This is a genomic window from Leptospira wolbachii serovar Codice str. CDC, from assembly GCF_000332515.2.
Lineage (GTDB): Bacteria > Spirochaetota > Leptospiria > Leptospirales > Leptospiraceae > Leptospira_A > Leptospira_A wolbachii.
This window is the reverse complement of sequence record NZ_AOGZ02000014.1, coordinates 1,780,399-1,803,019: the sequence shown is the minus strand read 5'-3', so window position 1 is coordinate 1,803,019 and position 22,621 is coordinate 1,780,399. Positions and strand designations below refer to the sequence as shown.

Annotated in this window: 23 protein-coding genes; 10 read left to right on the top strand and 13 right to left on the bottom strand. The window is 39.1% G+C overall.

The features are described 5' to 3' along the window. Positions 1-7 precede the first annotated feature (7 nt). Complete coding sequence (locus LEP1GSC195_RS13870; RefSeq protein ID WP_232227797.1) at positions 8-808, top strand: alpha/beta fold hydrolase; 801 nt, start codon at positions 8-10, stop codon at positions 806-808. Here LEP1GSC195_RS13870 and LEP1GSC195_RS13865 read toward each other — a convergent pair whose 3' ends face one another. Further along, positions 809-1,042 carry a ferredoxin gene (locus tag LEP1GSC195_RS13865; protein ID WP_040506754.1) on the bottom strand — a complete coding sequence of 78 codons (234 nt, stop codon included), beginning with the start codon at positions 1,040-1,042 and terminating at the stop codon, positions 809-811. Positions 1,043-1,091: 49 nt separating this feature from the next. On the opposite strand from LEP1GSC195_RS13865, the gene LEP1GSC195_RS13860 reads away from it, so the two are divergent. Continuing rightward, positions 1,092-1,457, top strand: coding sequence for a response regulator (locus LEP1GSC195_RS13860; RefSeq protein WP_015682035.1), 366 nt, complete (start codon positions 1,092-1,094; stop codon positions 1,455-1,457). 11 nt (positions 1,458-1,468) lie between these two features. On the opposite strand, the gene LEP1GSC195_RS13855 is transcribed toward LEP1GSC195_RS13860, so the two are convergent. From LEP1GSC195_RS13855 to LEP1GSC195_RS13830, 6 genes are read right to left on the bottom strand one after another with little or no spacing between them, the layout of a single operon-like run. Continuing rightward, entirely contained in the window at positions 1,469-2,236 is a 768-nt protein-coding gene (locus tag LEP1GSC195_RS13855; RefSeq protein ID WP_015681264.1) for a TlyA family RNA methyltransferase, read from the bottom strand. Next, positions 2,217-3,140: a polyprenyl synthetase family protein gene (locus LEP1GSC195_RS13850; protein WP_015682591.1), complete on the bottom strand. Its 924-nt coding sequence runs from the start codon at positions 3,138-3,140 to the stop codon at positions 2,217-2,219. Before LEP1GSC195_RS13850 ends, LEP1GSC195_RS13855 begins: the two co-directional genes overlap by 20 nt. Positions 3,141-3,192: 52 nt before the next feature. Beyond that, positions 3,193-3,606, bottom strand: coding sequence for a nucleoside-diphosphate kinase (locus tag LEP1GSC195_RS13845; RefSeq protein ID WP_040506752.1), 414 nt, complete (start codon positions 3,604-3,606; stop codon positions 3,193-3,195). A 42-nt stretch (positions 3,607-3,648) separates the two neighbouring features. Then, positions 3,649-5,757 (bottom strand): cation:proton antiporter domain-containing protein, encoded by a 2,109-nt coding sequence (locus tag LEP1GSC195_RS13840; protein WP_015681273.1) that lies wholly within the window; start codon positions 5,755-5,757, stop codon positions 3,649-3,651. 18 nt (positions 5,758-5,775) lie between these two features. Further along, on the bottom strand, positions 5,776-6,258 hold the full coding sequence (gene coaD / locus LEP1GSC195_RS13835; RefSeq protein ID WP_015680748.1) for a pantetheine-phosphate adenylyltransferase: 483 nt from the start codon (positions 6,256-6,258) through the stop codon (positions 5,776-5,778). A gap of 1 nt (position 6,259) precedes the next feature. Further along, positions 6,260-7,468, bottom strand: coding sequence for an argininosuccinate synthase (locus LEP1GSC195_RS13830; RefSeq protein WP_015682288.1), 1,209 nt, complete (start codon positions 7,466-7,468; stop codon positions 6,260-6,262). 81 nt (positions 7,469-7,549) lie between these two features. On the opposite strand from LEP1GSC195_RS13830, the gene LEP1GSC195_RS13825 reads away from it, so the two are divergent. From LEP1GSC195_RS13825 to LEP1GSC195_RS13815, 3 genes are read left to right on the top strand one after another with little or no spacing between them, the layout of a single operon-like run. Further along, the gene (locus LEP1GSC195_RS13825) at positions 7,550-8,698 is read left to right on the top strand and encodes a carbon-nitrogen hydrolase family protein (RefSeq protein WP_015680718.1); all 1,149 of its coding nucleotides are present in this window, start codon (positions 7,550-7,552) and stop codon (positions 8,696-8,698) included. Continuing rightward, entirely contained in the window at positions 8,682-9,209 is a 528-nt protein-coding gene (locus LEP1GSC195_RS13820) for a hypothetical protein (protein WP_015682257.1), read from the top strand. The genes LEP1GSC195_RS13825 and LEP1GSC195_RS13820 overlap by 17 nt, the downstream gene beginning before the upstream one ends. Before the next feature lies 1 nt (position 9,210). Further along, on the top strand, positions 9,211-10,764 hold the full coding sequence (locus LEP1GSC195_RS13815) for an FAD-dependent oxidoreductase (protein WP_015681543.1): 1,554 nt from the start codon (positions 9,211-9,213) through the stop codon (positions 10,762-10,764). On the opposite strand, the gene rlmD is transcribed toward LEP1GSC195_RS13815, so the two are convergent. After that, a complete protein-coding gene (gene rlmD / locus LEP1GSC195_RS13810) occupies positions 10,757-11,977 on the bottom strand; it encodes a 23S rRNA (uracil(1939)-C(5))-methyltransferase RlmD (protein WP_015681755.1) in 1,221 nt (406 codons plus the stop codon). The two genes, LEP1GSC195_RS13815 and rlmD, sit on opposite strands and share 8 nt — an antisense overlap. After that, entirely contained in the window at positions 11,974-13,047 is a 1,074-nt protein-coding gene (locus LEP1GSC195_RS13805; RefSeq protein WP_015681034.1) for a quinone-dependent dihydroorotate dehydrogenase, read from the bottom strand. Before LEP1GSC195_RS13805 ends, rlmD begins: the two co-directional genes overlap by 4 nt. Positions 13,048-13,148: 101 nt before the next feature. On the opposite strand from LEP1GSC195_RS13805, the gene LEP1GSC195_RS13800 reads away from it, so the two are divergent. Further along, positions 13,149-14,765: a sensor histidine kinase gene (locus LEP1GSC195_RS13800; protein ID WP_015682573.1), complete on the top strand. Its 1,617-nt coding sequence runs from the start codon at positions 13,149-13,151 to the stop codon at positions 14,763-14,765. Further along, the gene (locus LEP1GSC195_RS13795) at positions 14,762-15,691 is read left to right on the top strand and encodes a response regulator (protein WP_040506751.1); all 930 of its coding nucleotides are present in this window, start codon (positions 14,762-14,764) and stop codon (positions 15,689-15,691) included. Before LEP1GSC195_RS13800 ends, LEP1GSC195_RS13795 begins: the two co-directional genes overlap by 4 nt. 7 nt (positions 15,692-15,698) lie before the next feature. Here LEP1GSC195_RS13795 and LEP1GSC195_RS13790 read toward each other — a convergent pair whose 3' ends face one another. Genes LEP1GSC195_RS13790 through LEP1GSC195_RS13780 form a run of 3 tightly spaced genes read right to left on the bottom strand, consistent with a single transcriptional unit; the run spans position 15,699 to position 18,421 of the window. Then, a complete protein-coding gene (locus tag LEP1GSC195_RS13790; protein ID WP_015680892.1) occupies positions 15,699-16,340 on the bottom strand; it encodes an HAD family hydrolase in 642 nt (213 codons plus the stop codon). After that, positions 16,330-17,043: an RluA family pseudouridine synthase gene (locus tag LEP1GSC195_RS13785; RefSeq protein WP_015680521.1), complete on the bottom strand. Its 714-nt coding sequence runs from the start codon at positions 17,041-17,043 to the stop codon at positions 16,330-16,332. The genes LEP1GSC195_RS13790 and LEP1GSC195_RS13785 overlap by 11 nt, the downstream gene beginning before the upstream one ends. A gap of 49 nt (positions 17,044-17,092) precedes the next feature. Next, positions 17,093-18,421: a hypothetical protein gene (locus tag LEP1GSC195_RS13780; RefSeq protein WP_015682204.1), complete on the bottom strand. Its 1,329-nt coding sequence runs from the start codon at positions 18,419-18,421 to the stop codon at positions 17,093-17,095. Between the two features lie 153 nt (positions 18,422-18,574). On the opposite strand from LEP1GSC195_RS13780, the gene LEP1GSC195_RS13775 reads away from it, so the two are divergent. Further along, positions 18,575-19,771: an EAL domain-containing protein gene (locus LEP1GSC195_RS13775; RefSeq protein WP_015680814.1), complete on the top strand. Its 1,197-nt coding sequence runs from the start codon at positions 18,575-18,577 to the stop codon at positions 19,769-19,771. Between the two features lie 3 nt (positions 19,772-19,774). Here LEP1GSC195_RS13775 and LEP1GSC195_RS13770 read toward each other — a convergent pair whose 3' ends face one another. Continuing rightward, the gene (locus tag LEP1GSC195_RS13770) at positions 19,775-20,356 is read right to left on the bottom strand and encodes a TetR/AcrR family transcriptional regulator (RefSeq protein WP_015682550.1); all 582 of its coding nucleotides are present in this window, start codon (positions 20,354-20,356) and stop codon (positions 19,775-19,777) included. A gap of 168 nt (positions 20,357-20,524) precedes the next feature. Here LEP1GSC195_RS13770 and LEP1GSC195_RS13765 point away from each other — a divergent pair, with 168 nt between their 5' ends. Then, positions 20,525-21,088 (top strand): hypothetical protein, encoded by a 564-nt coding sequence (locus tag LEP1GSC195_RS13765; protein WP_015681490.1) that lies wholly within the window; start codon positions 20,525-20,527, stop codon positions 21,086-21,088. Next, positions 21,081-22,619 carry a GMC family oxidoreductase gene (locus tag LEP1GSC195_RS13760; RefSeq protein ID WP_015681179.1) on the top strand — a complete coding sequence of 513 codons (1,539 nt, stop codon included), beginning with the start codon at positions 21,081-21,083 and terminating at the stop codon, positions 22,617-22,619. The genes LEP1GSC195_RS13765 and LEP1GSC195_RS13760 overlap by 8 nt, the downstream gene beginning before the upstream one ends. Positions 22,620-22,621 lie beyond the last annotated feature (2 nt).

Genomic DNA, 22,621 nt, shown 5'->3' with positions numbered 1-22,621 from the left:
GAAAAATATGGGTGGAACACCCTGTTTCGTAGGTATGGGAGGACATAAAATTTTTTATTGGAAATTTGGAAATGGCAACAAAAAACCAATTGTTTTTTTACATGGATTGCTAGATGAAAGTTTCGGATTTCGTCGTGTCATAAAAGAGCTGTTAAATGATGGATACCCACTTTATGTATTTGATTTACCAGGTTATGGAAAAAGTAAGCTACCGTTAGTAAAGTATTTATACCAAATTGATGTTTGGGCTGACTTACTCCTCGAATGTTTCGAGAAATTAGAACTAAAGGAAATTTGTTTAGTGGGACATTCCATGGGAGGTCTTACCTCCCAACATTTAGTTTTACAAGATATCCATAAAAGAGTTCAAAAGTTAATTCTTCTTGCTCCTGGTGGGATTCCTCATCCAGAACGTGAGAGAATGCGTAAAATTCTTTTTCCCAAAACAGAAAAACAAGTGATTTTACTACTTCGCTATCTTTACGGTGAGGAATTTCCTGAACCCGGATATTTATTTCGCCATATACTTGTTACTATATGGAACGAAAAACCCAATGAGTATTTACAAGAAAACACCTTACGTCGAGAAGATGAGATCTTTTTTGATTCGAAAATGAAAGGTATTCAAGTTCCAACGCTGATTTTAGCTGGTGCGGAAGACGAAATCACTCCCCCTTTTATGATGAAGAAAATGAAATCGTATATTAAAAAAAGTAAACTAGTTTGGATTCCGAAAGTTAGGCATGCCATTCATTTGGAAAAACCAGAGATAGTTGCTAAAAATATCCGAATATTCTACAATACTTAATTACTCACCATCGTCCCCAATTGCGTCGACAGGACACATTGCCATTGCTGCTTTTGCCTGCTTTTCCTCAGTTTGGTTTGTGGGCTGGTTTTTAAAGAAAATATGACTTTCGTCGTCATTGTATTGTAATAAGTTAGGGGCTTCCTTAATGCAGTCGCTACAGGGAACACAGGTCTGGTCGACATAGTATTTTCCTGGTACATTCTCGGGTTGTTTGATACTTTTATCTGCCATAGAGTATTTTTACTTTTTAACAGACCCCCCCCTATAAAATAAAGCATATATGACGAAAAAGAACATCCTCATCGTTGAGGATGAGCCCTTCCTCGGACTCAATATCAAACAGAAAATCGAATCCTTCGGTTTTCATGTGATTGCAGTCGTACCTTCTGGGGATGAGGCCTTCCAAATTGTTTCTGAAAAAGTTCCGGATCTCATCCTAATGGATATCAATCTTGAAGGATCTTTGGATGGAATTGATACGGCCGAGTCTTTAAGAGAACAGTTCTCTGTACCCGTATTATTTTTGACAGGTTTTTTGGATGATACCGCCAAACAAAGAATCAACCAGAACCCATCGTATGCATACCTAATGAAACCTTTTACTACCGACCAACTAAAAGAAGCAGTTTCTGGTTTTGCTGTTTAATTAATTTCGTCCTAACCTTTCCATTCCCAGCGAATCAAAAATTCTCGATTCCCGTCAGCACCTTGGATGGGAGATTCAGCAAGTCCTAAAAATTTCAGATGTGAATCTAATTTTTTAATCTTTCTCCAGATGGTTCTTATCGTAGATCCGATGTTATGCGAATCTTTAAGAACACCCCTTTCTAATTGAGAGGGGTGGACTTCAAATTGTGGTTTGAATAAAGATATCCCTTGCCAGACAATTTTCGGACTAGATTGAAAGAGTAAAACGAGTGATCCAAATACAGGAACTAGTGATATAAAACTCAAATCCATAGTGATCCAAGTTTCCGGTGTCAAAGGTTCCAACTGAGTGATCTTCAGGTCTTTTAAATGAGTGCGATCAAAAACCGTGACTTTCGGGTCATTTGCAATTTTTTGTGCCAATTGTCCATACCCCACATCCACGGCAATGACACGAGAGGCACCTTTTTCTAAAAGCACCTGACAAAACCCACCAGTAGAGGAACCCAAATCAATACAGGTTTTGTTTTGGACATTGGCATCCGAAAAGGAATCAAAAGCTCCAAGAAGTTTGTACGCACCACGAGATACATACGTTTTGATTTTTTCTTTGGTACGAACATTGTCTTTAGGTGATATATTGGTTCCCACTTTGGAAACAACAATATCGTTTACGAGGACAGAGCCAGAGAGAACCAACGATTGTGCAAATTTTATGTCAATCGCATAACCTTCGCGAACGAGGTATTCATCGAGTCTAATTTTTTCTTTCGGCAATGTACTTAGGCAATCCTAAAAAGAATTCATTGTTTAAGGAAGGTAAGTCGGAGATGAGAGAAATTGCTTTAGCGACAGATTCATCCCTTAACTTTTTAGCGGTTTCCATTCCATAAAGACCAGGGTAGGTGAGTTTGCCAGCCTTAGCATCCTTGCCAGGGGTTTTTCCAAGATCTTCAAGATTTCCTTCCACATCCAGAATATCATCTGTGATTTGGAATAATAAACCGATTTCTTGCGCATAACTTGAAATAACTACCTTTCTTTCTTCCCAATCAGGCCTGAGTCGGTTTCCCAAAAGAAACGATGCTTCGATCAAAGCACCGGTTTTTTTTTCATGGATGGAAGTGAGTTTAGATTCTTGATCTTTGGTGCTAGGATTTTTTTCTTCTTCGATATCTTCCATTTGGCCTAGGATCATTCCCCTGATGCCGGCACCTTGGTGAAGGATTTGTATGGAATCACGAATGGCAGTGGGGTCTGCGGTCTCGAGTAAAGACAAAAGATAGAAACTAAGAGAATTGAGTGTGTCCCCAGCGAGAATGGCAGTAGCCTCATCAAATTGTATGTGGCAAGTAGGTAAACCACGTCGGGTGTCATCATTGTCCATTGCAGGTAAGTCATCATGAATCAAAGAGTAAGTGTGAATGCATTCCACAGCAAGAGAAGCCAAATAAACAGACTTATGTTTTTTAAGATTGGTTTCTAACGGCAGTTCAGTTGGGCTAAAAAAAGAATTGATTACAAAAATGGGTCGGATTCGTTTTCCACCAGCACGGAGGCTATACAAACAAGCTTCTGTTATGCGAGTATTCGGAAAAAATAATTCTTTGGTATAGGATTCAAAAAAAGAATCAAAGAGTTGTTTGGAGGTTTTTAGAATATTTGAAAGGTGAGTTGGCACTTGGTAAAGGACCGGTTCTACCTAAAGAACCGATCTTTGTTTTTGTTCGAACTTAGTTAAGTTCATACCCTTTGAAGAAAAACGCAATTTCTTGAAGTGCGTTTGCTACAGAGTCAGAACCGTGAACCGCATTTGCTTCTTTGCTTTCTGCAAAGAGGGCACGGATGGTTCCCGCTTTTGCTTCTTTCGGGTCAGTGGCACCGATGACGTCTCTCCAATGAGCTACTGCGTTGTCTCTTTCTAGAGCGCAAGCAACGATTGGGCCAGAAGCCATGTAGGAACAAAGGTCATTGTAGAAGGGACGAGCCGCATGAACTGCGTAAAATTGTTTTGCGTCTTCGAGGCTGAGTTTTAAGGATTTCAGTCCTAGGATTTTAAATCCTTCTTTTTCAATTCTTTGAAGGATGTCACCGATGTGTTTGTTTTTCACAGCATCGGGTTTAAGCATGATAAAAGTTCTTTCCATATCTCCAAAAGCTTGGAGAAACCGAAAAAAGCAATCGAATCTTTAGGTGGCTAAAAAACGAACCAAAAGAAAAGAAGTTGGGAGAAGATCCATTTTTTCAAATCCCATTTCTTCCCAAACATTCAGATCAATGAGAATCAGTGAAAATCCTGTGATTTTATTCAGAGCAATTGGGTAAGGATTCAAATCAGTTTCTGGTTGGACTAGGTCTTCCACCTTGATTTTGTTCGACTTCATTCCTTTGAGTGAGGTTAGTTTTTGGGCAAAACCAAGGATTGGGTCTTTTTCCCCTTTATGAAGAATGGCAATTTTGTCCAAGGATTCAAGGCCATTGTCGATAAGAACCCCAACTGTTGCAGGGCAATAATTCAAAATCCCTTTGATTTTCCCTCCCGTATAACTTCGGGAAAATAATGGTTTGGCAGCACCAATAAGGAGAATGTCTGTATGTTTGATTTTGGCAAAATTAACAATTTCATAAGTGACATTGTCTGTAATGCGATATTCTGTTTGGACTTGGACTCCCATACTGGAGCCTGTTTGGCGAATGGCTTCAAAACTAGCATCGCGATAACGACGAATTTCTTCATTGGAAAGGGAATCGTTTGGCGAAATGTGTAGGGCGGTGATTTCTAAATTTTTCTTTTGGTTTCCTGAAAGAGAATAAGCAAAACGAACCAAACTTTTTCCCATTTTTTCTTGAGCGAAGGCCACTAACACTCGTAACTTGCGATCCGTTGGTTTTTCTGTCTGAATTGATTTTTCTGACTTTGAGAAAAACTTTTGAATTCCATCCAGGAGTGGACCTGTGGAAAGAGTGGTCACAAGTGCCATAAGAACAAATACAGCAAAGATTTCTGGACTTAAGATTCCTAGATCATACCCAATATTGAGAACCACAAGTTCCATAAGGCCCCTTGTGTTCATTAAGGCACCGATGGAGAGTGAGTCTTCCCAGTTGGAACCAGCAATTTTTGCCGCAAAGGCACTTCCCACAAATTTTCCAACTACGGCAACGAGGATCACCAAACCGAAAACTAACCAGAGATGAGAATCGTTGAGAAGACCAATTTCTGTTCTGAGTCCAGTGATCACAAAGAAAATCGGTAAAAACAAAATGACCGCAATGTCTTCGATTTTTTCAGCAATGAGTTTTTTTAGGTTTCCTTCGGCCGGCATAATCACGCCGGCAAGGAAGGCGCCAAATAACGCATGAATTCCTATTACCTCTGTTGTGAGTGAGGAAAGAAATAGAATCATCATGATAAGGGCCACTGCCGTTCGTGTTAGGTTTTCACGTGAAATATAAATGGAACCCAACCTTTTGAGAAAGGGAGCTACCAAATAAATCATGGTTAGGATGTATGCAAAAGATAAGCCAATGGTAAATAGAGCTGTATTCAAATTCCCGGCTTTGGAGATGGTAACAATGATCGCAAGTAAGATCCAAGCGGTAATATCATCGGCAGCAGCACAGGTGAGAACCATAGCACCGAGTGGTGTCCTTGTAAGATTTCTTTCCTGAAGGATTCTTGCAAGCACAGGAAAGGCAGTGATACTCATGGCAATTCCCATGAAGAGTGAGAAAGATAAAAATCCTACATTTTCAGGAGCATAGTCTGTATAAAAATAATAAGCCAAGATCATCCCTAAAAAGAAAGGGAATATGATACTTGCGTGGCTTATGATGATGGCAGAATGAGCTTTGTTTTTGAGAACAGATAAGTCTAGTTCCATCCCGATGATGAACATAAAAAGAACCAAACCAATTTGGCTGAGTGTTCCGAGAGTGGGAAGACTTGCCGGTGGAAACAAAAATCCCATGGTTTCTGGGAAGTAGTAACCGAGTAACGATGGTCCAAGTAAAATCCCTGCAACAATTTCTCCCATAACGGAAGGTTGTTTGAGTTTACGTGAAAATACATACCCAACAAATCTTGCCGATCCACATACGATGATGATCTGAAGAAAGAGTAGAGCCAGTGGGTGGTGGAACCTGTTAAAAAAATTCTCAGTATCCAAATGTCCATTCGGTACTAAAACTATAGTCTTAGTAGTTTCTAGCAGACTTCCTGCTTGTAAGAGGAAATAACCAAGAGAACCAAACAGAAGTAAGGTGAAACCGTAAAAGAAAGAAGAACGTGTTTTCATAGTATCCTCATTTTCGCCTTAAACGGAGAATTTTTTTGTAAGGGCATCGCCCACAATGTCTGGGACTTGATTGGATACAGCTCTTCCATGTCTTGCTACTTCTTTGACGATTGTTGAGGACACAAAGGAGTACTCATTGTCTGCCATTAAGAAATAAGTTTCGATTTCTGGGGCTAATTTTTTATTCATAAGCGAAATTGCATATTCATAGTCGAAATCTGTGACGGCCCGAAGTCCTCGTAAGATGACACGTGAGTTCTTTTCTTTACAATAGTCTACTGTAAGTCCTTCAAAAGTATCGATTTTGATTTTATCCCAACCCTTAAAGACCTTTCCAATCATTTCCACCCGTTCTTCTGGTGAAAAAAGAGAGCTTTTTTTGGAGTTAATGGCGACAGCGATGATGATCTCTTCAAATAACGGATGGGCTCGCCGTATAATGTCGAGATGACCGTTGGTGAACGGATCAAAAGAACCTGGATATACGGCGATATTTTTCATCTTATTTATTTACCCTTGCCCACTCTTTCATAGGAAGTCCATAAAGATTGATAAACCCTTCGGCATCGTACTGGTTGTACAATTCTTCTTTTTCAAAAGTGGAAAGTCCTGCGTTGTAAAGAGACTTATTGGATTTTCGTCCCACAACAGTACAATTTCCTTTATAAAGTTTGATACGAACAGTGCCATTGACATACTTTTGAGTGTAATCCATGTAGGCCCGTAGAGCATTCATTTGGTTGGAATACCATTGGCCGTTATAGATATAACGAGCAAATTCTTGGGAGAGTTCGTCTTTTTTGTGTTGGGTGTCACGATCGAGAGTGATGGATTCTAAATCACGGTGTGCAATATGTAAAATGGTTCCGCCAGGAGTTTCATACACTCCGCGAGATTTGATACCCACGAGTCTGTTTTCTACGATGTCGACTCTTCCGACTCCGTTTTTTCCACCTAAATCGTTTAAGGTCTCCATCACTTCAAGTGGATTCATTTTTTTTCTGTCGATTGCAACACAGTCCCCATTTTCAAAATCCAATTCCAAGTAAGTTGGTTTGTCTGGAGCTTTTTCTGGAGAAACCGTTAAGATAAACATATCTTCTTTGGGTTCATTGAATGGATCTTCTAAAATTCCGCCTTCAAAGGAAAGGTGCATTAAATTACGGTCCATGCTATATGGTTTAGCGGCTGTTACGGGAACAGGGATTCCTTTTTTCTTTGCATATTCAATGAGGTCGGCTCGGCCACCAAAGTCCCAAGTTCTCCAAGGGGCAATGATTTGTAAATTTGGTGAAAGGGCTTTGAAAGTAAGCTCAAAACGAACTTGGTCGTTTCCTTTTCCTGTGGCGCCGTGAGAGAAAGCATCAGCACCTTCTTTCGTTGCCACTTCTGCCATCGCTTTGGCAATGAGTGGTCTTGCCAGAGAAGTTCCTAATAGATAACGCATTTCATAAATTGCATTTCCGCGAATGGCGGGAAAAATAAAGTCACGTGCGAATTCCAAACGAAGGTCTTGGATGTAGACTTTGGAAGCTCCGGTATTTTTACCTTTTTCTTCGAGACCGGTTAGCTCTTCTTTTTGACCCACATCGGCACAAAAAGCAATGACTTCACAACCGTAGGTATCTTTCAACCAAGCCAAGATGACGGAAGTATCTAGTCCACCGGAGTAAGCGAGAACGATTTTTTTGGGAGCAGGTTTCTCTTTCATAGAATAAGGTCAAAATAAAAGAAAAAACTAAGAACACAATTAAATATTGTCTGAAACGAAAATGTGTAGTAGATTTGGTGAATGCGTTTTTCCGTTTCTTTCTCCGTTTTTGTAAGCCTTACCTTTTTTACGATCCAGTGCCAAAAGCAAGTTGTAACTCAGGAGGAAATCACGAAGTTCCTTCCCAAACCAAAGGTATACATCCAGACAGAAGGATCGGGAAAACGTGGAAGTTTTGTAGGGATGGAACCCTATCTAAGTAAGTACAGCTACGCAACAGAAGATAGTTTTTATCTCGCCTTACGTGAATACTTTCAAATGGCAAAAGAGAAGGAACTTCTCTTTGTCGATCGCAGTATCGTAGTCCTACCGGAATACTTGGGAACTTGGCTTGTGGTCACTGCCGAAGACAAATCGATTTTTGCATCCACTACGATCCAAGAGGCGATGGAATTGCTAGTAAAACAAAACTTAGGATCTTTCCTTTGGCATTATCTCTTTAGCACATCTTATTCCTCAGACACATTAAAAGAGACACTCTTTCGGATGAAGGCATGGCAGATGTCTGACAGATACCAATCTGTTTTTGTCCGGCTTGCCCTTGAGTATCGGGTAGCCATAGTGGCGGGTTCCATTGTACTTCCTCATCCCAAAGTCATTGAAGGAAAAATCACTCCGACCGATGGCCCTTTAGAAAATGTAAGTTTTTATTTTCATCCCGATGGACGAGTGGATGACCAAATCGTTCGTAAACTATTTCCCATTATTGAAGAGAAAGAATTTTTGAAAGAAGGGAAGTTAGAAGAAAATCCCACCTACCAAACCTCTCTTGGGAAATTGTATACTATGGTTTGTGCCGATTCTTGGTTTCCGGAAGTGTATCAAGAGTTAAAAAAATCAGAAGCAGAACTTTTGGCTGTTCCTTCCTTTGTTTCACCAAGTGATGCTTGGACTACCAAATGGAATGGTTACAACGGTTATGCGAATCCAAAGGATATTGATCCCAAAGATATCGGTTCTATTTCCGAACGGACTGCCTGGAAAAAATATGCCATGTTGGGTCGCCTGAAAGATCCTAAGGTAAAGGCGGGTATCAATGTGTTTTTCCGGGGAGAAATTTGGGATATGAAAGCCAGTGGTGATGCCTTTTTATCTCTTGGGGGAAAACCTGTTTTGAATGTTGTAAAAGAAGAAAAAAACCAAGGAAGAATGTATGTACTCTTTCTCTAGAAAATCCTTTCTCGCCCTTCTCCTCTTTTGTGCGGGGATAAAATCCAAAATCCGATATTTCTATTTTAGTGATTCGGAAACTAAAACAGTCACTGCTTTTTCAGAAGTCGTTTTACCGATTGCTGAACCGGGAATGCCCAATTTAGAAGAAGCAAACGTTATGCGAAGATTGGATGAGGAGTTGTATTTTGTCTCCGAAGAAATTCAGGAAGATTTCCATTCCGCGGTGATGGTTATGGAATACATTCCTCTACTTTATGGACATTTTTCCTTTTTTTCGAATCTTACTTTAGAAAAACGAGAAAAACTAATATTGGAATTAGCAGAAACAGATTCTGATATTGTACGTGCTGTAGTGGGAAATTTAAAACTACTGGTTTGTCTTGTATATTACGGACACAAATCCACATGGAATTCCATTTCTTATCCAGGCCCCTTTGCCAATCCCCCAGAGAAGTGGAGTGAGGCAAGGATTCACTACCAAAATTTGGTGAAAGGACAGGAGATTTAAGATGAAGTCAGGAATGTATCGCGATTATAAAAGTTACGGACCAAAGGAAACGATTGCAGTGGATGTAGTTGTGATTGGGTCGGGATGTGGTGGATCGACCATGGCTTATGAACTTTCCAAAAAAGGATACAAAGTTGCCCTCATTGAACAAGGGGGAAACTACCATACAGGAACTTTTGACAACAATGAACTGAATATGGGAGGAAAGGTTTCCGCTGAGAGAAATTTCCATACAACAGCCGACGGTGGGATCAATCTTGTGTATGGAAACAATTTGGGTGGAGCCTCGGTCCACTACTGGGCAGACAGTTACCGCACACCGGAAGATCGGCTACTCTTATGGAACCGAAAGTATGGAATCGAACACCACTTGCCGGAAGATTTAAAATCCTTTTGGCCCGAATTGGAAAATGATCTACATGTAACACCGGCTGGGGAAGAATATTTTAATCCTATGAATCGTTTGTTTCGTGGTGCCTCACAACGGTTAGGTTGGGAAGGTCATGCGGTTCCCCAGGCCAGAAAGAACTGTCAAAAGTCCGGACATTGTATGCAAGGTTGTCTATTCGGCGCCAAACAGTCGCAACTTGTGACTCATATTCCTAGAGCCGTACAATTAGGAACCGATGTTTATACGGACCTTCGAGCTGATAAATTAAACTACATAGGTCAAAAAGTCACAGGACTGGAAGCTGTGGTGATTGATCGGCGGACTTTAAGACCTACAAAAACAAAAGTGACTTTCCAAGCCAAAGCAGTTTGTGTCTCCGCTGGTGGTTTTGGAAGTTCTACTTTTTTACTTCGGAATGGTTTCAAGAAACGACTTCCTGCCCTCGGCCAATTCCTTGCGATCAATCCCTCTCCCATGGTACATGCGTTATATGAAGAACCTATTGTCCAGTGGCGTAATATTCCCGCAGCTTATGGAGTGGAAGGATTTCGGTTGGCAAGATTCCAAAATGGGAACTACAGAGAAGGTGGGTATATGCTCATGCCAAACCAATTGCAGCCAGCGACACTTGCGGCTCTAATCCCAAGTTTTGGAAAAGAACATTTCCATTATATGAAACAAATGGAACATTTAGGCGGCACCATTGGTTGGATTGATGATGTGGATGGGGAACTTGGTTCCATCGAAGTAGATTTTTCTGGAAAACGAAAAATCCATTATCCTTTTGGTAAAATCACCAAACAGATATTTAGCGATCTTACTTATAAGCAAATGAAGTTAAACTTTGAAGCTGGCGCTAAAGAAGTTTTCCTTGCTGGAATGAAACTCCGTAAGTATTCTAAAATGCCGAAAAAAGAAGAAATGGATGCCTTAGCTTGGAGGCCTGCGGAATTTCCAATGGCAGCGCCTCACCCAGCAGGTGGTTGTCGTATGGGAAAATCACCGGAAAACTCAGTGGTGAATTCTCGCCACCAAGTTCATGGATTTCAAAACCTGTTTGTAGCAGACTCTTCTGTATTTCCGACAGGGGTGAGTGTGGATCCCAGTTTTACCATTATGGCTTTTAGTAAAAAAGCCTCTGAGTTTGTAATGGATGTTATGTGAGATTTTTATTTCTAAATACGGCAACCGTTTCCACATGATCGGTTCTTGGAAACATATCCACTGGTTGGACGGAATTTAAAAAATATTGTCTGGCAAGTAGGTTTGTGTCTTCGCGTAGGCTCATGGGATCACAAGATACATAGACAATTTTTTTAAATCCCATTCCCAAAATGGTTTCGGCAACTTCGGCACCGAGGTCGGCAACTTCGGCACCGAGGCCAGACCTTGGCGGGTCTAGAACCAAGGTGTCGTAGTTTTTTCCATAGAGAGAAGGTAACACATCGGCCACTCTACCTTTGCGAAATCGTACATTATGTACGTGATTGTATTTGATCGATTCGAGGGCCGTCCTATGAGAAGCGGGATTTTCTTCGATTCCCATTACTTCTTTACAGTTACCAGAAATCCAAAAGGAAATGGTTCCAATCCCAGAATAGGCATCGATCACCCGACTTTCAGGTTCGATTTCATCTAATACTAAATTGTACAAACTCGGAGTTTGGATGGGGTTTACTTGTAAGAAAGTAGAAAGGCCTACTCGGAACTTATGTTTTCCAAAATGTTCATGGATATAAGGTCTACCCCATAACAAATGTTCTTCGCGGCCAAGAGCCATGGTGGTATGTTTTGTATTGATATTATGAATGATACCAACAATTTTACCAAGTTTTCCTGTTTTGCCAATGCGGTTCTGGATGGCAGTGTGGAGTCTTTTGGAAGCATCTTTGGGATGAGGTAGGTCTTCTTTGGCTGTGACAATCCCAAGAATGATTTCCCCTGTAGAAAAAGATTTTCTTGCTACAAGATACTTCATCATTCCCCGTTTGGATTTTTCGTTGTATGGAAGGAGTCCTTCGCGCCTTGCCCATTGTTTGACGGCCAGAGCAATTTCTGTAAGACCTGGATCTTGGATATCGCATTCGGTTTGGTCTAAGACAAATGTGGATTCTTTATTGAAGAGACCTAAGGTAAGAAGGGTTTTGTTTCCAATGATTCTTCTTCCAAATGGTAGTTGGATTTTGTGACGATAAAATTCAGGAGAAGGACTGGGGACAATGGTTCGAAATTCTAGATGGCGATAGGTTTTGAATAGTTCTTTGATGTTCTGTTCTTTTTTTCGAAGTTCTTTGGTGTAATCAATATCTAAGTAATTACATCCGCCGCAAGTTCCGAAGTGAGTACAAATTTTTCCACCGGGTTTGGTTGTTGTCATAATGAGTTTCCGGTTCCTACAAGTTCGGAGATATTCGAAAGTTTCTTTTCTTTTAGTGTTTTATCAAGATAGGAACAAATTTGGTAAGGCAAGAAAGGTCCTTCATAAATGTAAGCTGTATAAATTTGAACGAGGTTGGCACCGGCTTCGATCATTCGCAGCGCTTTTTCTCCTGAATCAATCCCACCCACACCAATGATAGGGATTTTTCCTTTGAGGGTTTTGTAAGCAAGGGATACAAATCGAAGGGATTTTTCGAAAAGGGGTACACCAGAGAGTCCTCCTTCTGGTGGATTTTCTTCACCAAGTACATCTTTATTTAATGTAGTGTTTGTGAGAATGACACCACTAATTTTGTAATCCAAACAAACATTTAGATTTTCAATTAACTCCTCTTCTGATAAATCAGGAGCAAATTTTAAATACAAAGGAATGGGGAACTTTTTACCGAAAGCAGTTTGGATCCCTTCGATAAGTTCAATCAGACTTTTTTTGGTTTGAAGAGAACGAAGGCCTGGAGTGTTCGGAGAACTGATATTAATTACAGCATAGTCTCCATAAGGAACTAATTTTTTTAGAGTGTATACATAGTCACTTACGGCGTTTTCTAATTCAGTGACTTTGGATTTTCCTGCGTTGATCCCACGAACTCCGGACTTTGGTTGGTTCTTTAAATTGAATTCTGCAATATCGGCACCGGGGTTGTTAAATCCCATTCGGTTGATAAGCGCTTTGTGTATTGGATAACGAAAGAGCCGGGGTTTGTCATTGCCTGGTTGTTCTTTGGCTGTGATGGTTCCCACTTCGATAAATCCAAATCCCATGTGAATCATTGTGGGAAAGAGTTCTGTTGTTTTATCAAAACCGGCTGCAAGACCCAGAGGGTTTGGAAACTGAATTCCTTGAATCGTTTGTTTCAGTCTTTCCGATTTGTATTCGAAGAGAGTGGAAAGGGTTTTATGAAAAAAAGGAATCTTTTGAGAAAGCGAAAGAAAACCTGACACAAGATGGTGTGCCGATTCTGGATCTAAATGAAACAGGATTGGTTTGATAAGGTGGTTGTAGAACAAGAGAAGAATCCTTACGTTGATTCTTTTTTCGCACTCTTTTCTTACAATTTCTTTCCGAAAATAGCGATCTTTCAGAGATTCATTATCAGGACTTTACTAAAATGGCACCTAATTCTTCATTTTCCCGGATTTGGCAGAATCCTTCCGAATTTCCAGCGGAAGTTGTATTACGGGAATTGGAAAACCTTCTCAGGTCCAATCCCGATTTTTGGCTCAAAATCAATCGAGATGGAATCATCGTTGATTATAAAAATTCTCGATTTGTCAATATTGGGGATAAACCAGAAACTCTTTTGGGTAAACACATTGATGTAGGCCTACCTCCCAATCTTCGTGAAATCACAGCAGAAGCCCTTGCTTACTTATCAGAGAAGAAGAGCCAAGTATTTTGGAAAGAGTATTCTTATGGAATAGAACCAAATATTCGTTATGTGGAAGTCCGTTTTGTTGTTCTCTATGAAGGATACATCATGTCCAACCATAGGGACATCACTGAAAGAAAACGTTTGGAAAATGCGTTTTTAGAAAGTGAGTCTAGGTTTCTGTCTATGGCACAGAATGCCGCCGATTCAATTATCATTATCAATGATGAAGGTATCATTCAGTTTTTTAATAAAACAGCAGAAAATACCTTTGGTTATAATCATGAGGAAGTTATCGGTAAAAACGTTACCATTATCATACCCGATGGATATAAGGGGAAACATGATACTTTCTTGAGAAGATATAAAGAGACAGGACTCCAACATATCATTGGTGTAGGAAGGGAACTTGTCGCACAACGAAAGTCAGGTGAAGTATTCCCTTGTGAACTGTCTGTCGGAGAATTTAGAACAAAAACAGGCAAAATGTTTACGGGAATTTTGCGAGACATTAGTCTTCGAAAGATACAAGAACAAGAACTTTATCAGTATCGAAATCATTTAGAAGATTTGGTAGAAAGCCAAACCATGGACCTAAAGATGTCCAAAAATATTGCAGAAGAGGCATCGTATATGAAGTCGCTTTTTCTTGCCAATATCTCACACGAACTAAAAACACCGATCCATGCCATTTTGAGTTATGCAGAACTTGGAGAAGAAAAATCAGCATCTGTCCCTCCAGAAAAAATTAAAGAATACTTTCAAATTATTGATTCTTCAGGAAAACGACTGTTAGGTCTACTAGAGAATTTGTTAGATATCGCCAAACTAGAGTCCGGTAAGATGCGATATCTATTTGAGAAAAATTGTCTGAAAGAAACTACAAAATTTGTAATTAATGAAATGCGCGTAATTTTGGAAAAAAGAGGGATCACAGTTGTTCTACTAGATAAGGAAGAACGGTGGGAAGCTGAGTTTGATTACGAAAGAATCCAACAGGTGATACGAAATATTTTATCAAATGCATTAAAATTCATTCCAAATGACACTAATATTGAAATTAGTATGGTTCGAAGAGAATTTATTCCGAGAAAAACTCAGTCGTATATCAATGGTATCGGAATACAAATTCGTGACTTTGGACCGGGAATTCCTCCCGAAGATTTGGATAAAATTTTTGAAAAGTTCATCCAGTCCAAACAAGTGAAAGCAGGAACCAAAGGAACGGGACTCGGTTTGTCCATTTCCAGAGAAATTGTCAATGACCACCACGGATTGTTGTATGCCGAGAACCATGAAGAAAAGGGAGCAATTTTTACTATGTTAATTCCTATTTCTCGTGAAGGACTCCGATGATTAACTTACTAGCAGTGGATGACGAAATGATCAATTTGATGATCATTGATGAGTCTCTTTCTGATAAAGGCTTTACTGTTGTCAAAGCAAGAGATGGGGAAGAGGCATTCCAAATCCTTAGTTCAGATTCAATATTGTTCCATGCAATTATTTTAGATCGACTCATGCCAAAGATGGATGGAATTGAACTTTTAAAAAAAATCAAACGTTCCGAAAAGTATAAAGACATTCCTGTTATCTTTCAAACAGCTATGAGTTCTGTTACCGATATGACGGAAGGATTGGATGCCGGTGCTTTTTATTATTTAACTAAACCTTACTCTAGAACTTTGTTAGTTCGTATCGTACAAACAGCGGTAGAACATTTTATCAAACTTCAACGAGCGAAAGAAGACCTTCACAAAGGTATGGGTGCTCTTCGGCATATGATTACGGGGGAGTTTCGGATTCGATCCATTCGTGAGTCTCATGAGTTGGCACCTTTACTTGCCAATGCTTGTCCTGATCCAGAACGCGTGTTAACTGGGATTATGGAAATTTTGAACAATGCCATCGAACATGGAAATTTGGGTATATCCTATCAGGAAAAATCAGAGCTCCATGATAATGACAAACTTATGGAAGAAATTTTTAGAAGGTTAGAAACTCCCGAATTTAAGGACAAATTTGTAAAAGTCACTTTTGAAAAAAATGATCAACATATAGAAATTCGAGTGAGTGACCAAGGCAAAGGCTTTGATTGGCAAAGGTATTTGTCTGTGGAAGCGATGACAAAAAATGCCTTTAAAACTCATGGTCGTGGAATTTTTATGGCTCGTAAATTGTCTTTTGATGACTTGTCTTACACGGATGAAGGTAGAACTGCAGTCATTCGCATTGATCTCTCAAACAAACAAGGAAATCTACTCACCGACTTTCAAGAATAACACTTGTTTATAAATGAAAGACAGCAGGGTCGGTGAAGTCATGGATGATTTGTTCCACATGACTTTTTAGGTCTGATTCGGTATGAGATGTGGCCACACCAATGATGGAACATCCTGCCGATTTTCCCGATTGTAGACCGGCGAGAGAATCTTCAAATACCACACAATCTTTAGGATCTAGTCCCAATTCCTTTGCACAAAGTTCATATACTTGTGGATGGGGTTTACCTTGGCTCACCATAGGTCCATCTACTATCACATCAAAAAAATGTCGTAGGGATAAAGTATCTAAAGTAAAATTTACATTCATTGTGGGAGCAGAGGTACCAAGAGCAATCTTTAGATGGTTGTCTTTTAAAAATTGTAAGTAATCCATAAGACCAGTATGGGGTTTCATTTCATTTTTATATAATTCTTGGTACCAACTTTCTTTTTCATCTCCATACTGTTTTATTTCTTTGTCTGAGATATTTCCAAAAATCATTCGGAAGAGGTCAACATTGGTTTTACCGTTGAAGGTATCTCTATAAATTTCTGAGTTTAAGGGGAAATGATACTTTTTAGAAAATTCCATCCATGCTTTGAAATGAAAGGAATGGTTATCAACGACAACTCCGTCCATATCAAAAATAAATCCTTTATGTTTCATTTGTATTCCTTTCATAACCGCCTACAAGACCAGTGATAAAACTTGGGATCTTGGTTTCAAATGTAAGTACTTCTTTATTAAACGGATGCGTCAATTGGATAGAAAAAGAATGAAGGGCCATACGAGGATAAGTTCTCACATCGTTTCCGTACTTTGTATCGCCAACGATAGGATGTTTTTTGTCAGAAAGATGGACACGGATTTGGTTTTTGCGACCAGTAAGTAGTTCTATTTCCAATAAAGAATATAAGTTGGTTTCTTTTAAAACTTTGAATTTTGTTTTAGAAAGTTTTCCTAACTCGGGCTCGTCAGTGGAATACACGCGGTGGGCCTTGGATTCTACAAGGAAGGATTGGATAGTACCGGACTTCTCTTTCCAAACTCCATGACTTACAGCCAAATAGATTTTTTTTGTTTTTTCCCAAGATTCTTGGAGGGTTTGTTTGGCCATTTCTGTTTTTGCAAAAACTAAAATTCCAGAAGTCTCTCGGTCTAATCTGTGGACGATAAAGATTCGATTCTTTGATCTTTCACTTCCTTTTTTCACATAGTCCATAAGTGCGGCATAGGCAGTTTTTGATTTTTCTGATTCGGTGGCGATGGTGAGGAGTCCTGCAGGTTTGTCTACTACGAGAATGTCTCTATCTTCATGTAAAATGGAAAGGCCTTTCGGTAAAAATCGAGTGTTGGTCTTTTGTTTCATTCGTGTTTTAATAGTTTGATTACCTTAATAAAAATGGGAAGTCAGTTTTTTACCATGGTAATACTGGTCCTTGGGGACGAAGGATGAATAGTTGGTTTCCTGACGAAAGAGCCAGTATTTCTCTTTGTTTCGGATGTACAGAAAAAAGATGGGGATGTATATAATTGTCTTCGTCATTCGATGCAAAAAGTAAAATTCCTTTTTTAGTATCTACGATATGGAATCTTCCTGACGAATACAAGCCACCAATTACGAGAATGTCGTTTGATGGAGATACTAATTCCCCTGCGTCAAAAAAGGAAGATCGAAACATTTCTTTTTTGGTTTCTAGATTGTATCCATAAACTTGAATATAACCACCTTCGATTCCAGCAGAACAATATAACATTTTTCCATCAGGGGAAACTGTGAGGGAACGAATAGTTTGCCTATCGTTGGTTTCTAAATCCGGCGAACTACTGAGAGGAATATAAACAATGGGACCTGCAAATTTTTCTTCTACAAGCGGAATGTTACTATTTTGAACCATAATGGATTCATTGATTTCGTGAATTCTTCCGTGGGCATTGCCGTATATAATTGTATTTCGTTTATTAACATATTGGTATGGAAATTGAAGGTGTGCGATTTCGAATCCGGCAGGTTGGGTCCAATCCGCTGAGTTTGGATCGGATGTTAACTGATATTCATTTATTTTTTTGCCGGAGTTTGTTTCATAAATTACCAATCTTCGATCATAAAAATGAGGTCCATCCATATTGTGTTTGTAGGAAACAAGGATTCGTTTTCCACCATCAATGTATTTGGCACTATCTATTGTTTGTATCCAGTTAGGTGATAGTCCTGCGGCTTCTCTATTTTGTTTGCTCTCATCGCCTGGATAACGATAGTCTATATCAGCAGTGTGAGAATAAAAAACTGAAAATTCAGCAGGGAATTTTCTTGTTATGTTACCGTTATCTGATGATCGAATCACCAAAAAACGTTCTGACGATTGGAGATTTGGATCAGTTTGTCCAAAACTTAAGAAAGTTTTCCCATCGGGAGATACATCAAAAATCGTTGGTCCGTCAAATTCTTTTTGGTAGTACATCTTAGCCTGTACTTTCCAAATCAAACTTCCATCTAACAAGTTAATACGGTAAATATAAAAATCAGTTGTGCCAATGATGGCTGACTTTCCATCTGAATGGTATAATATGCTAAAAATGTTTTGTCCATCGATCTCGGGAGTGATTCGACTTTGGATTTGCCAGGCTGCATTTGGATCAGTGGCATTCCTACCTTCCCGATTGATCGTTGGAAATCCGAATCCAGGTGTTGGGTTAGCCCAAAGAGAAAGGAAGAGAATTCCAATAAGGGGGAGGTAGTGCCGCATCGTCTGAGTCTAAGAAAAGGCGGAAAGAGGGTCAAGACTTGTCCATCGATCCCCAAACCTAAGGTGGGAATTTGCTGAAAGTCAGAAAAATGTTTAATTTATTGAATTTTATTCCGTTAAAACAGATAATGGTTGGAAGGAAACCTCAACACTTTGGAATCGATAGCTGAATCTATGCAAGTAAACCATTATGTCCCTTTACTCCAGCCCATCTTTTCCGTTGAGGAACAGACGGTGGTTGCCTACGAATCATTGGGTCGGAAACGAGATGAAACGGGGAACCTTGTGGCAGTTCCGGAGTTTACTGATCCGCATGTTTCTGCATTGCGAATGAGTATTATTGATAGACAGTTACTTGGGCTTTCATTGGCAAAAATACAATCAACGAAGGATCTATTGTTTGTAAACATGTCACCTGACCAAGTCATATTGGAATATGAAGAAAGTCGGTCTAATACATTACCAATTTCTGATTTAGTGAATAGTTATGGGATTCCTTTGAATCAAATTGTAATTGAGATCACCGAAAAATCAGGAAGTTACGGAACAGATGTTTTGGCTGCTGGTGTTGAACTTTTGCGAGAACAAGGATTTGGAATTGCATTGGATGATGTTGGATCTGAATCTTCCAACTTAGAACGATTAGGCGCTATTAAACCTGATATCATTAAGATTGATTTAAATTTATTAAAAAAATCCATCGAAAAAAGAGAATACCAATCTATTTTGGAATATTTGAAACAGATCTCACTAAGTATTGGATCCCAGTTATTGTTTGAAGGAATTGAAACAGAAGAAGAGTTGTATCGTGCAATTAGTTCTGGAGCAAGTCTTTTACAAGGGTATTTTTTAGGAAGACCTTCTGAACTAAATCAAGATAAACAAAGTATTTGTGATACTGTGGTACCACACTTAAAATTGTATCACGAAATAAAACGAAAGGAGGTCGCTACCGAGATTGAATTTGAAAAACAAATAAAAACTAAACTCAATACTATCAATTTAAAAACAATTAAACTAGATAATCGAGTGATTATCGATCCACATTCATTTTTCAAATTAGATTCTCATATTAAAAGAGTTTATGTAACCGATTGGTTAGGCACTCAAGTTTCGCCATATTATGAAAGGACTAGTGAGACGGGTTTTACTGAAAACCTGCAATTAATTCAGAAAAACTGGTCATATATGCCTTTCTTCTATAAACATGTGAAACAAGTTTTTAGAGATTCAGAGAATTGGCAGGTCAGTGATCCTTATTGGGATAAAGAATTAAAAAAGAATGTAATTGTCTTTTCGCGGGTGAACGAACTAGGTTATTCTTTTTTTGTAGATTTAACTTTAGATTAAAATTTATTTTGTGGGTAACTGAATCGCATTCCACATCAATTCTTCCGATTCCTTTAAAAATGCTGAATCTAGTTTAATTTTCCCGTTTCTTGATCCTTTCACCAAACCCACAAAAGCGCCCCAAACAATTGCAATCAGTGCATCGGGTGGTAAATTTCTAAATAAACTACGGTTGTTATGTGCAAATCGAGTTAAGAATTTCAATAGTAATGCCCGTTTTTCTACACTTTTTTTATCTAAATGGGGAAGGTTGTACTGCATTTCTAAAAAATCAAAAGCGAGTGGATTTTCTCTTTGGAATTCGGCCATAGAGTGCCAGATGAAGTGAAACTGTTCTCTTGGATTTCCATTCATTGGAAATTCAGTTTTGATTTTATCATATAAGTTTTCTTGCCAGCGTTGGAAGAGACTATTCACTAATTCTTCCTTACTCGCAAAATACCTATAGATTGTACCTGCAGCAACGTTGGCTCTTTCGGCAATGAGTGGAACAGCTGTTCCATCAAATCCTTTTGCAGTAAATAATTCTAATGCAGCTGTAAGGATTTCTTCGCTCTTATTTAGTTTTAAAGACTTTTCGATCAATGGTACTCACTACCATCCAAACAAATTGGATGAATTGTTCCTTTTTCAATTGGGATCATTCAATCCCAGAATCTCTTTCGTTTCATTCTTTTTTTAAAAAAGTACTTGTAAAGTAAAAAAAGGAATGAATATTCATTCATTATTTCGTGAGGATATTACGGATTTACGATGGCAATTTCGAGAAAAAATCTAATTTCTAGGCGAACTGTTGTCAAAACTTCTGCCTTTGGTGCAGTTTTTCTGTTTCTTTCCACTTGGAAATGCAAACCTACCACCTCAGTGATCGTTGGCAGAGGTCTCTCTTGCAAATTTTTAGATCCTGAAGCCCAGGAGTTTTTTTCTCATTTGAGTGAGGCTCTCCTATTCAAGTTCCTTCCCAAAGAACCCTTAGAAAAGGAAGAGGTCATCAATGAAGTGATCCTCGGAATTGATTCTTATTTATATACTCTTCCGATTCATACACAAGACGAGATATTGGAGGCCATCCAATTTTTAAACTTAAAACTTGTTAGATGGTATTTATTCGGATCTGCTTCTCATTGGGAACAGACGGATCGAAATATAGTCATTAAAACTTTAAATCAATGGAAGATGTCTTATATAAGTTTATTTCGTTCTATTTTCTTTCTATTACAATCAATGATTACCATTGGTTTTTTTGAAACATCCTATTCCTGGAAACATGTTGGGTATCCTGGCCCAAAACATGCATTAGGATTACGTCATGGATAAATTAATTAATGTTTCCTATTTAAAGAAGGATCTGGATCTAGAAGCAGATTTTGTTATTGTTGGTTCCGGTGCTGGTGGTGGAACCAGTGCAGAAATTTTATCTAAAGCGGGATTCCGAGTCATCATTGTAGAAGAAGGAAACTATGAAACAAGTAAGGACTTTGATTTAAAGGAACTTTCTACGTTCAATCGGTTATACTTCGAAGGTGCAACTCGTCCTACTAAAGACAAAGCATTCACCGTGGTTCAAGGAAGGACAGTCGGAGGATCTACTGTTGTTAATTGGACCACTTGCATTAAAACTCCCAAGGAAACATTGACATATTGGGAAAACCAGCTAGGGATTAAAGGTTACGGTTCGGATGATTTGGAACCTTGGTTTGCAATGGCATCGAAAAGACTTTCTATCGAGACATGGGAAGCTCATAATCAAAACAATAATCTACTTAGTTTAGGTGCCAAAAACTTAGGATGGCGTTATAGTTCCATTCCAAGAAATGTTAAAAACTGTCGTATGTTAGGTTATTGTGGCTTGGGTTGTCCAGTGGATGCCAAACAAAGCCAGTTAGTTACTACGATTCCTTCGGCCCTCAAAGAAAAAACTACATTGTTGTACAATACGAAGGCTGTCCGTTATGAGTGGAAAGAAAATTCCATTGATCATTTAGTTTGTTCTCCTGCGGTGACCCAAGGAGAGATAAAACCAAAAATACGATTATTTGCAAAACATTTCATTACTAGTGCTGGCGCTATTAACTCGCCAGCTCTACTTTTACGCTCCAAACTTCCAGACCCATACCAACTGATCGGTAAAAGAACTTTTGTGCAGTTACACAATTATTCGGTGGCTGAAATGCCTTCTTCCGTATTTGGTTTTTTTGGGGCACCGCAATCAGTTGCTTCAGACGAATTTTTATGGAAGGATGGAGTTACAGGAAGGGCCGGTTACAATATAGAAGCTGTGGGTGCTCAACCCATTGTTTTAATGAATTTGCGTAAACTGGTCGGAGAAGAATTTGAAGCGTATGTAAAAAGTTATCCAAACTTGCATGTGTTAGTCTCTCAAATTCGAGATGGATTTAACGAAGACAGCCAAGGTGGTACTGTAACATTAAATGAAGCCGGTTATCCAATCCTTGATTATCCTCTCAATGACTTTATGATCGATGGGATACGAAGATCTTATTTGTCAATGGCGGAGTGCCAGTTTGCAGCAGGTGCTAAAACTGTGGTTCCCGCAAACAATGCAGTGAACCCCTATTCTTCTTGGTTAGATGCAAAAAAAGGTATTGAGTCAATGACAATCCAATCTCCTAACACAGTGGTGAATTCAACTCACCCGTTAGGTGGTAATGCCATGGGAAAGGACCCTAAAACATCGGTAGTAGATACGAATGGAAAACATCATCATATTAAAAATTTATCTGTGATTGATGGTTCTATTTTCCCCACGAGTCTTGGAGTGAATCCGAGTTTTACGATTTATGCAATTGCATCAAAACTAGCGACTCAGCTGGTTGAGGAATTTTAGTA

What these genes read in the sequence shown, in the direction of transcription:
- LEP1GSC195_RS13870 (WP_232227797.1), top strand. Translation starts at nt 8, where the DNA reads ATGGGTGGAACACCCTGTTTCGTAGGTATGGGAGGACATAAAATTTTT.
- LEP1GSC195_RS13865 (WP_040506754.1), bottom strand. Translation starts at nt 1,042, where the DNA reads ATGGCAGATAAAAGTATCAAACAACCCGAGAATGTACCAGGAAAATAC.
- LEP1GSC195_RS13860 (WP_015682035.1), top strand. Translation starts at nt 1,092, where the DNA reads ATGACGAAAAAGAACATCCTCATCGTTGAGGATGAGCCCTTCCTCGGA.
- LEP1GSC195_RS13845 (WP_040506752.1), bottom strand. Translation starts at nt 3,606, where the DNA reads ATGGAAAGAACTTTTATCATGCTTAAACCCGATGCTGTGAAAAACAAA.
- LEP1GSC195_RS13840 (WP_015681273.1), bottom strand. Translation starts at nt 5,757, where the DNA reads ATGAAAACACGTTCTTCTTTCTTTTACGGTTTCACCTTACTTCTGTTT.
- coaD (WP_015680748.1), bottom strand. Translation starts at nt 6,258, where the DNA reads ATGAAAAATATCGCCGTATATCCAGGTTCTTTTGATCCGTTCACCAAC.
- LEP1GSC195_RS13830 (WP_015682288.1), bottom strand. Translation starts at nt 7,468, where the DNA reads ATGAAAGAGAAACCTGCTCCCAAAAAAATCGTTCTCGCTTACTCCGGT.
- LEP1GSC195_RS13825 (WP_015680718.1), top strand. Translation starts at nt 7,550, where the DNA reads ATGCGTTTTTCCGTTTCTTTCTCCGTTTTTGTAAGCCTTACCTTTTTT.
- LEP1GSC195_RS13820 (WP_015682257.1), top strand. Translation starts at nt 8,682, where the DNA reads ATGTACTCTTTCTCTAGAAAATCCTTTCTCGCCCTTCTCCTCTTTTGT.
- LEP1GSC195_RS13815 (WP_015681543.1), top strand. Translation starts at nt 9,211, where the DNA reads ATGAAGTCAGGAATGTATCGCGATTATAAAAGTTACGGACCAAAGGAA.
- rlmD (WP_015681755.1), bottom strand. Translation starts at nt 11,977, where the DNA reads ATGACAACAACCAAACCCGGTGGAAAAATTTGTACTCACTTCGGAACT.
- LEP1GSC195_RS13800 (WP_015682573.1), top strand. Translation starts at nt 13,149, where the DNA reads ATGGCACCTAATTCTTCATTTTCCCGGATTTGGCAGAATCCTTCCGAA.
- LEP1GSC195_RS13795 (WP_040506751.1), top strand. Translation starts at nt 14,762, where the DNA reads ATGATTAACTTACTAGCAGTGGATGACGAAATGATCAATTTGATGATC.
- LEP1GSC195_RS13790 (WP_015680892.1), bottom strand. Translation starts at nt 16,340, where the DNA reads ATGAAACATAAAGGATTTATTTTTGATATGGACGGAGTTGTCGTTGAT.
- LEP1GSC195_RS13785 (WP_015680521.1), bottom strand. Translation starts at nt 17,043, where the DNA reads ATGAAACAAAAGACCAACACTCGATTTTTACCGAAAGGCCTTTCCATT.
- LEP1GSC195_RS13780 (WP_015682204.1), bottom strand. Translation starts at nt 18,421, where the DNA reads ATGCGGCACTACCTCCCCCTTATTGGAATTCTCTTCCTTTCTCTTTGG.
- LEP1GSC195_RS13765 (WP_015681490.1), top strand. Translation starts at nt 20,525, where the DNA reads ATGGCAATTTCGAGAAAAAATCTAATTTCTAGGCGAACTGTTGTCAAA.
- LEP1GSC195_RS13760 (WP_015681179.1), top strand. Translation starts at nt 21,081, where the DNA reads ATGGATAAATTAATTAATGTTTCCTATTTAAAGAAGGATCTGGATCTA.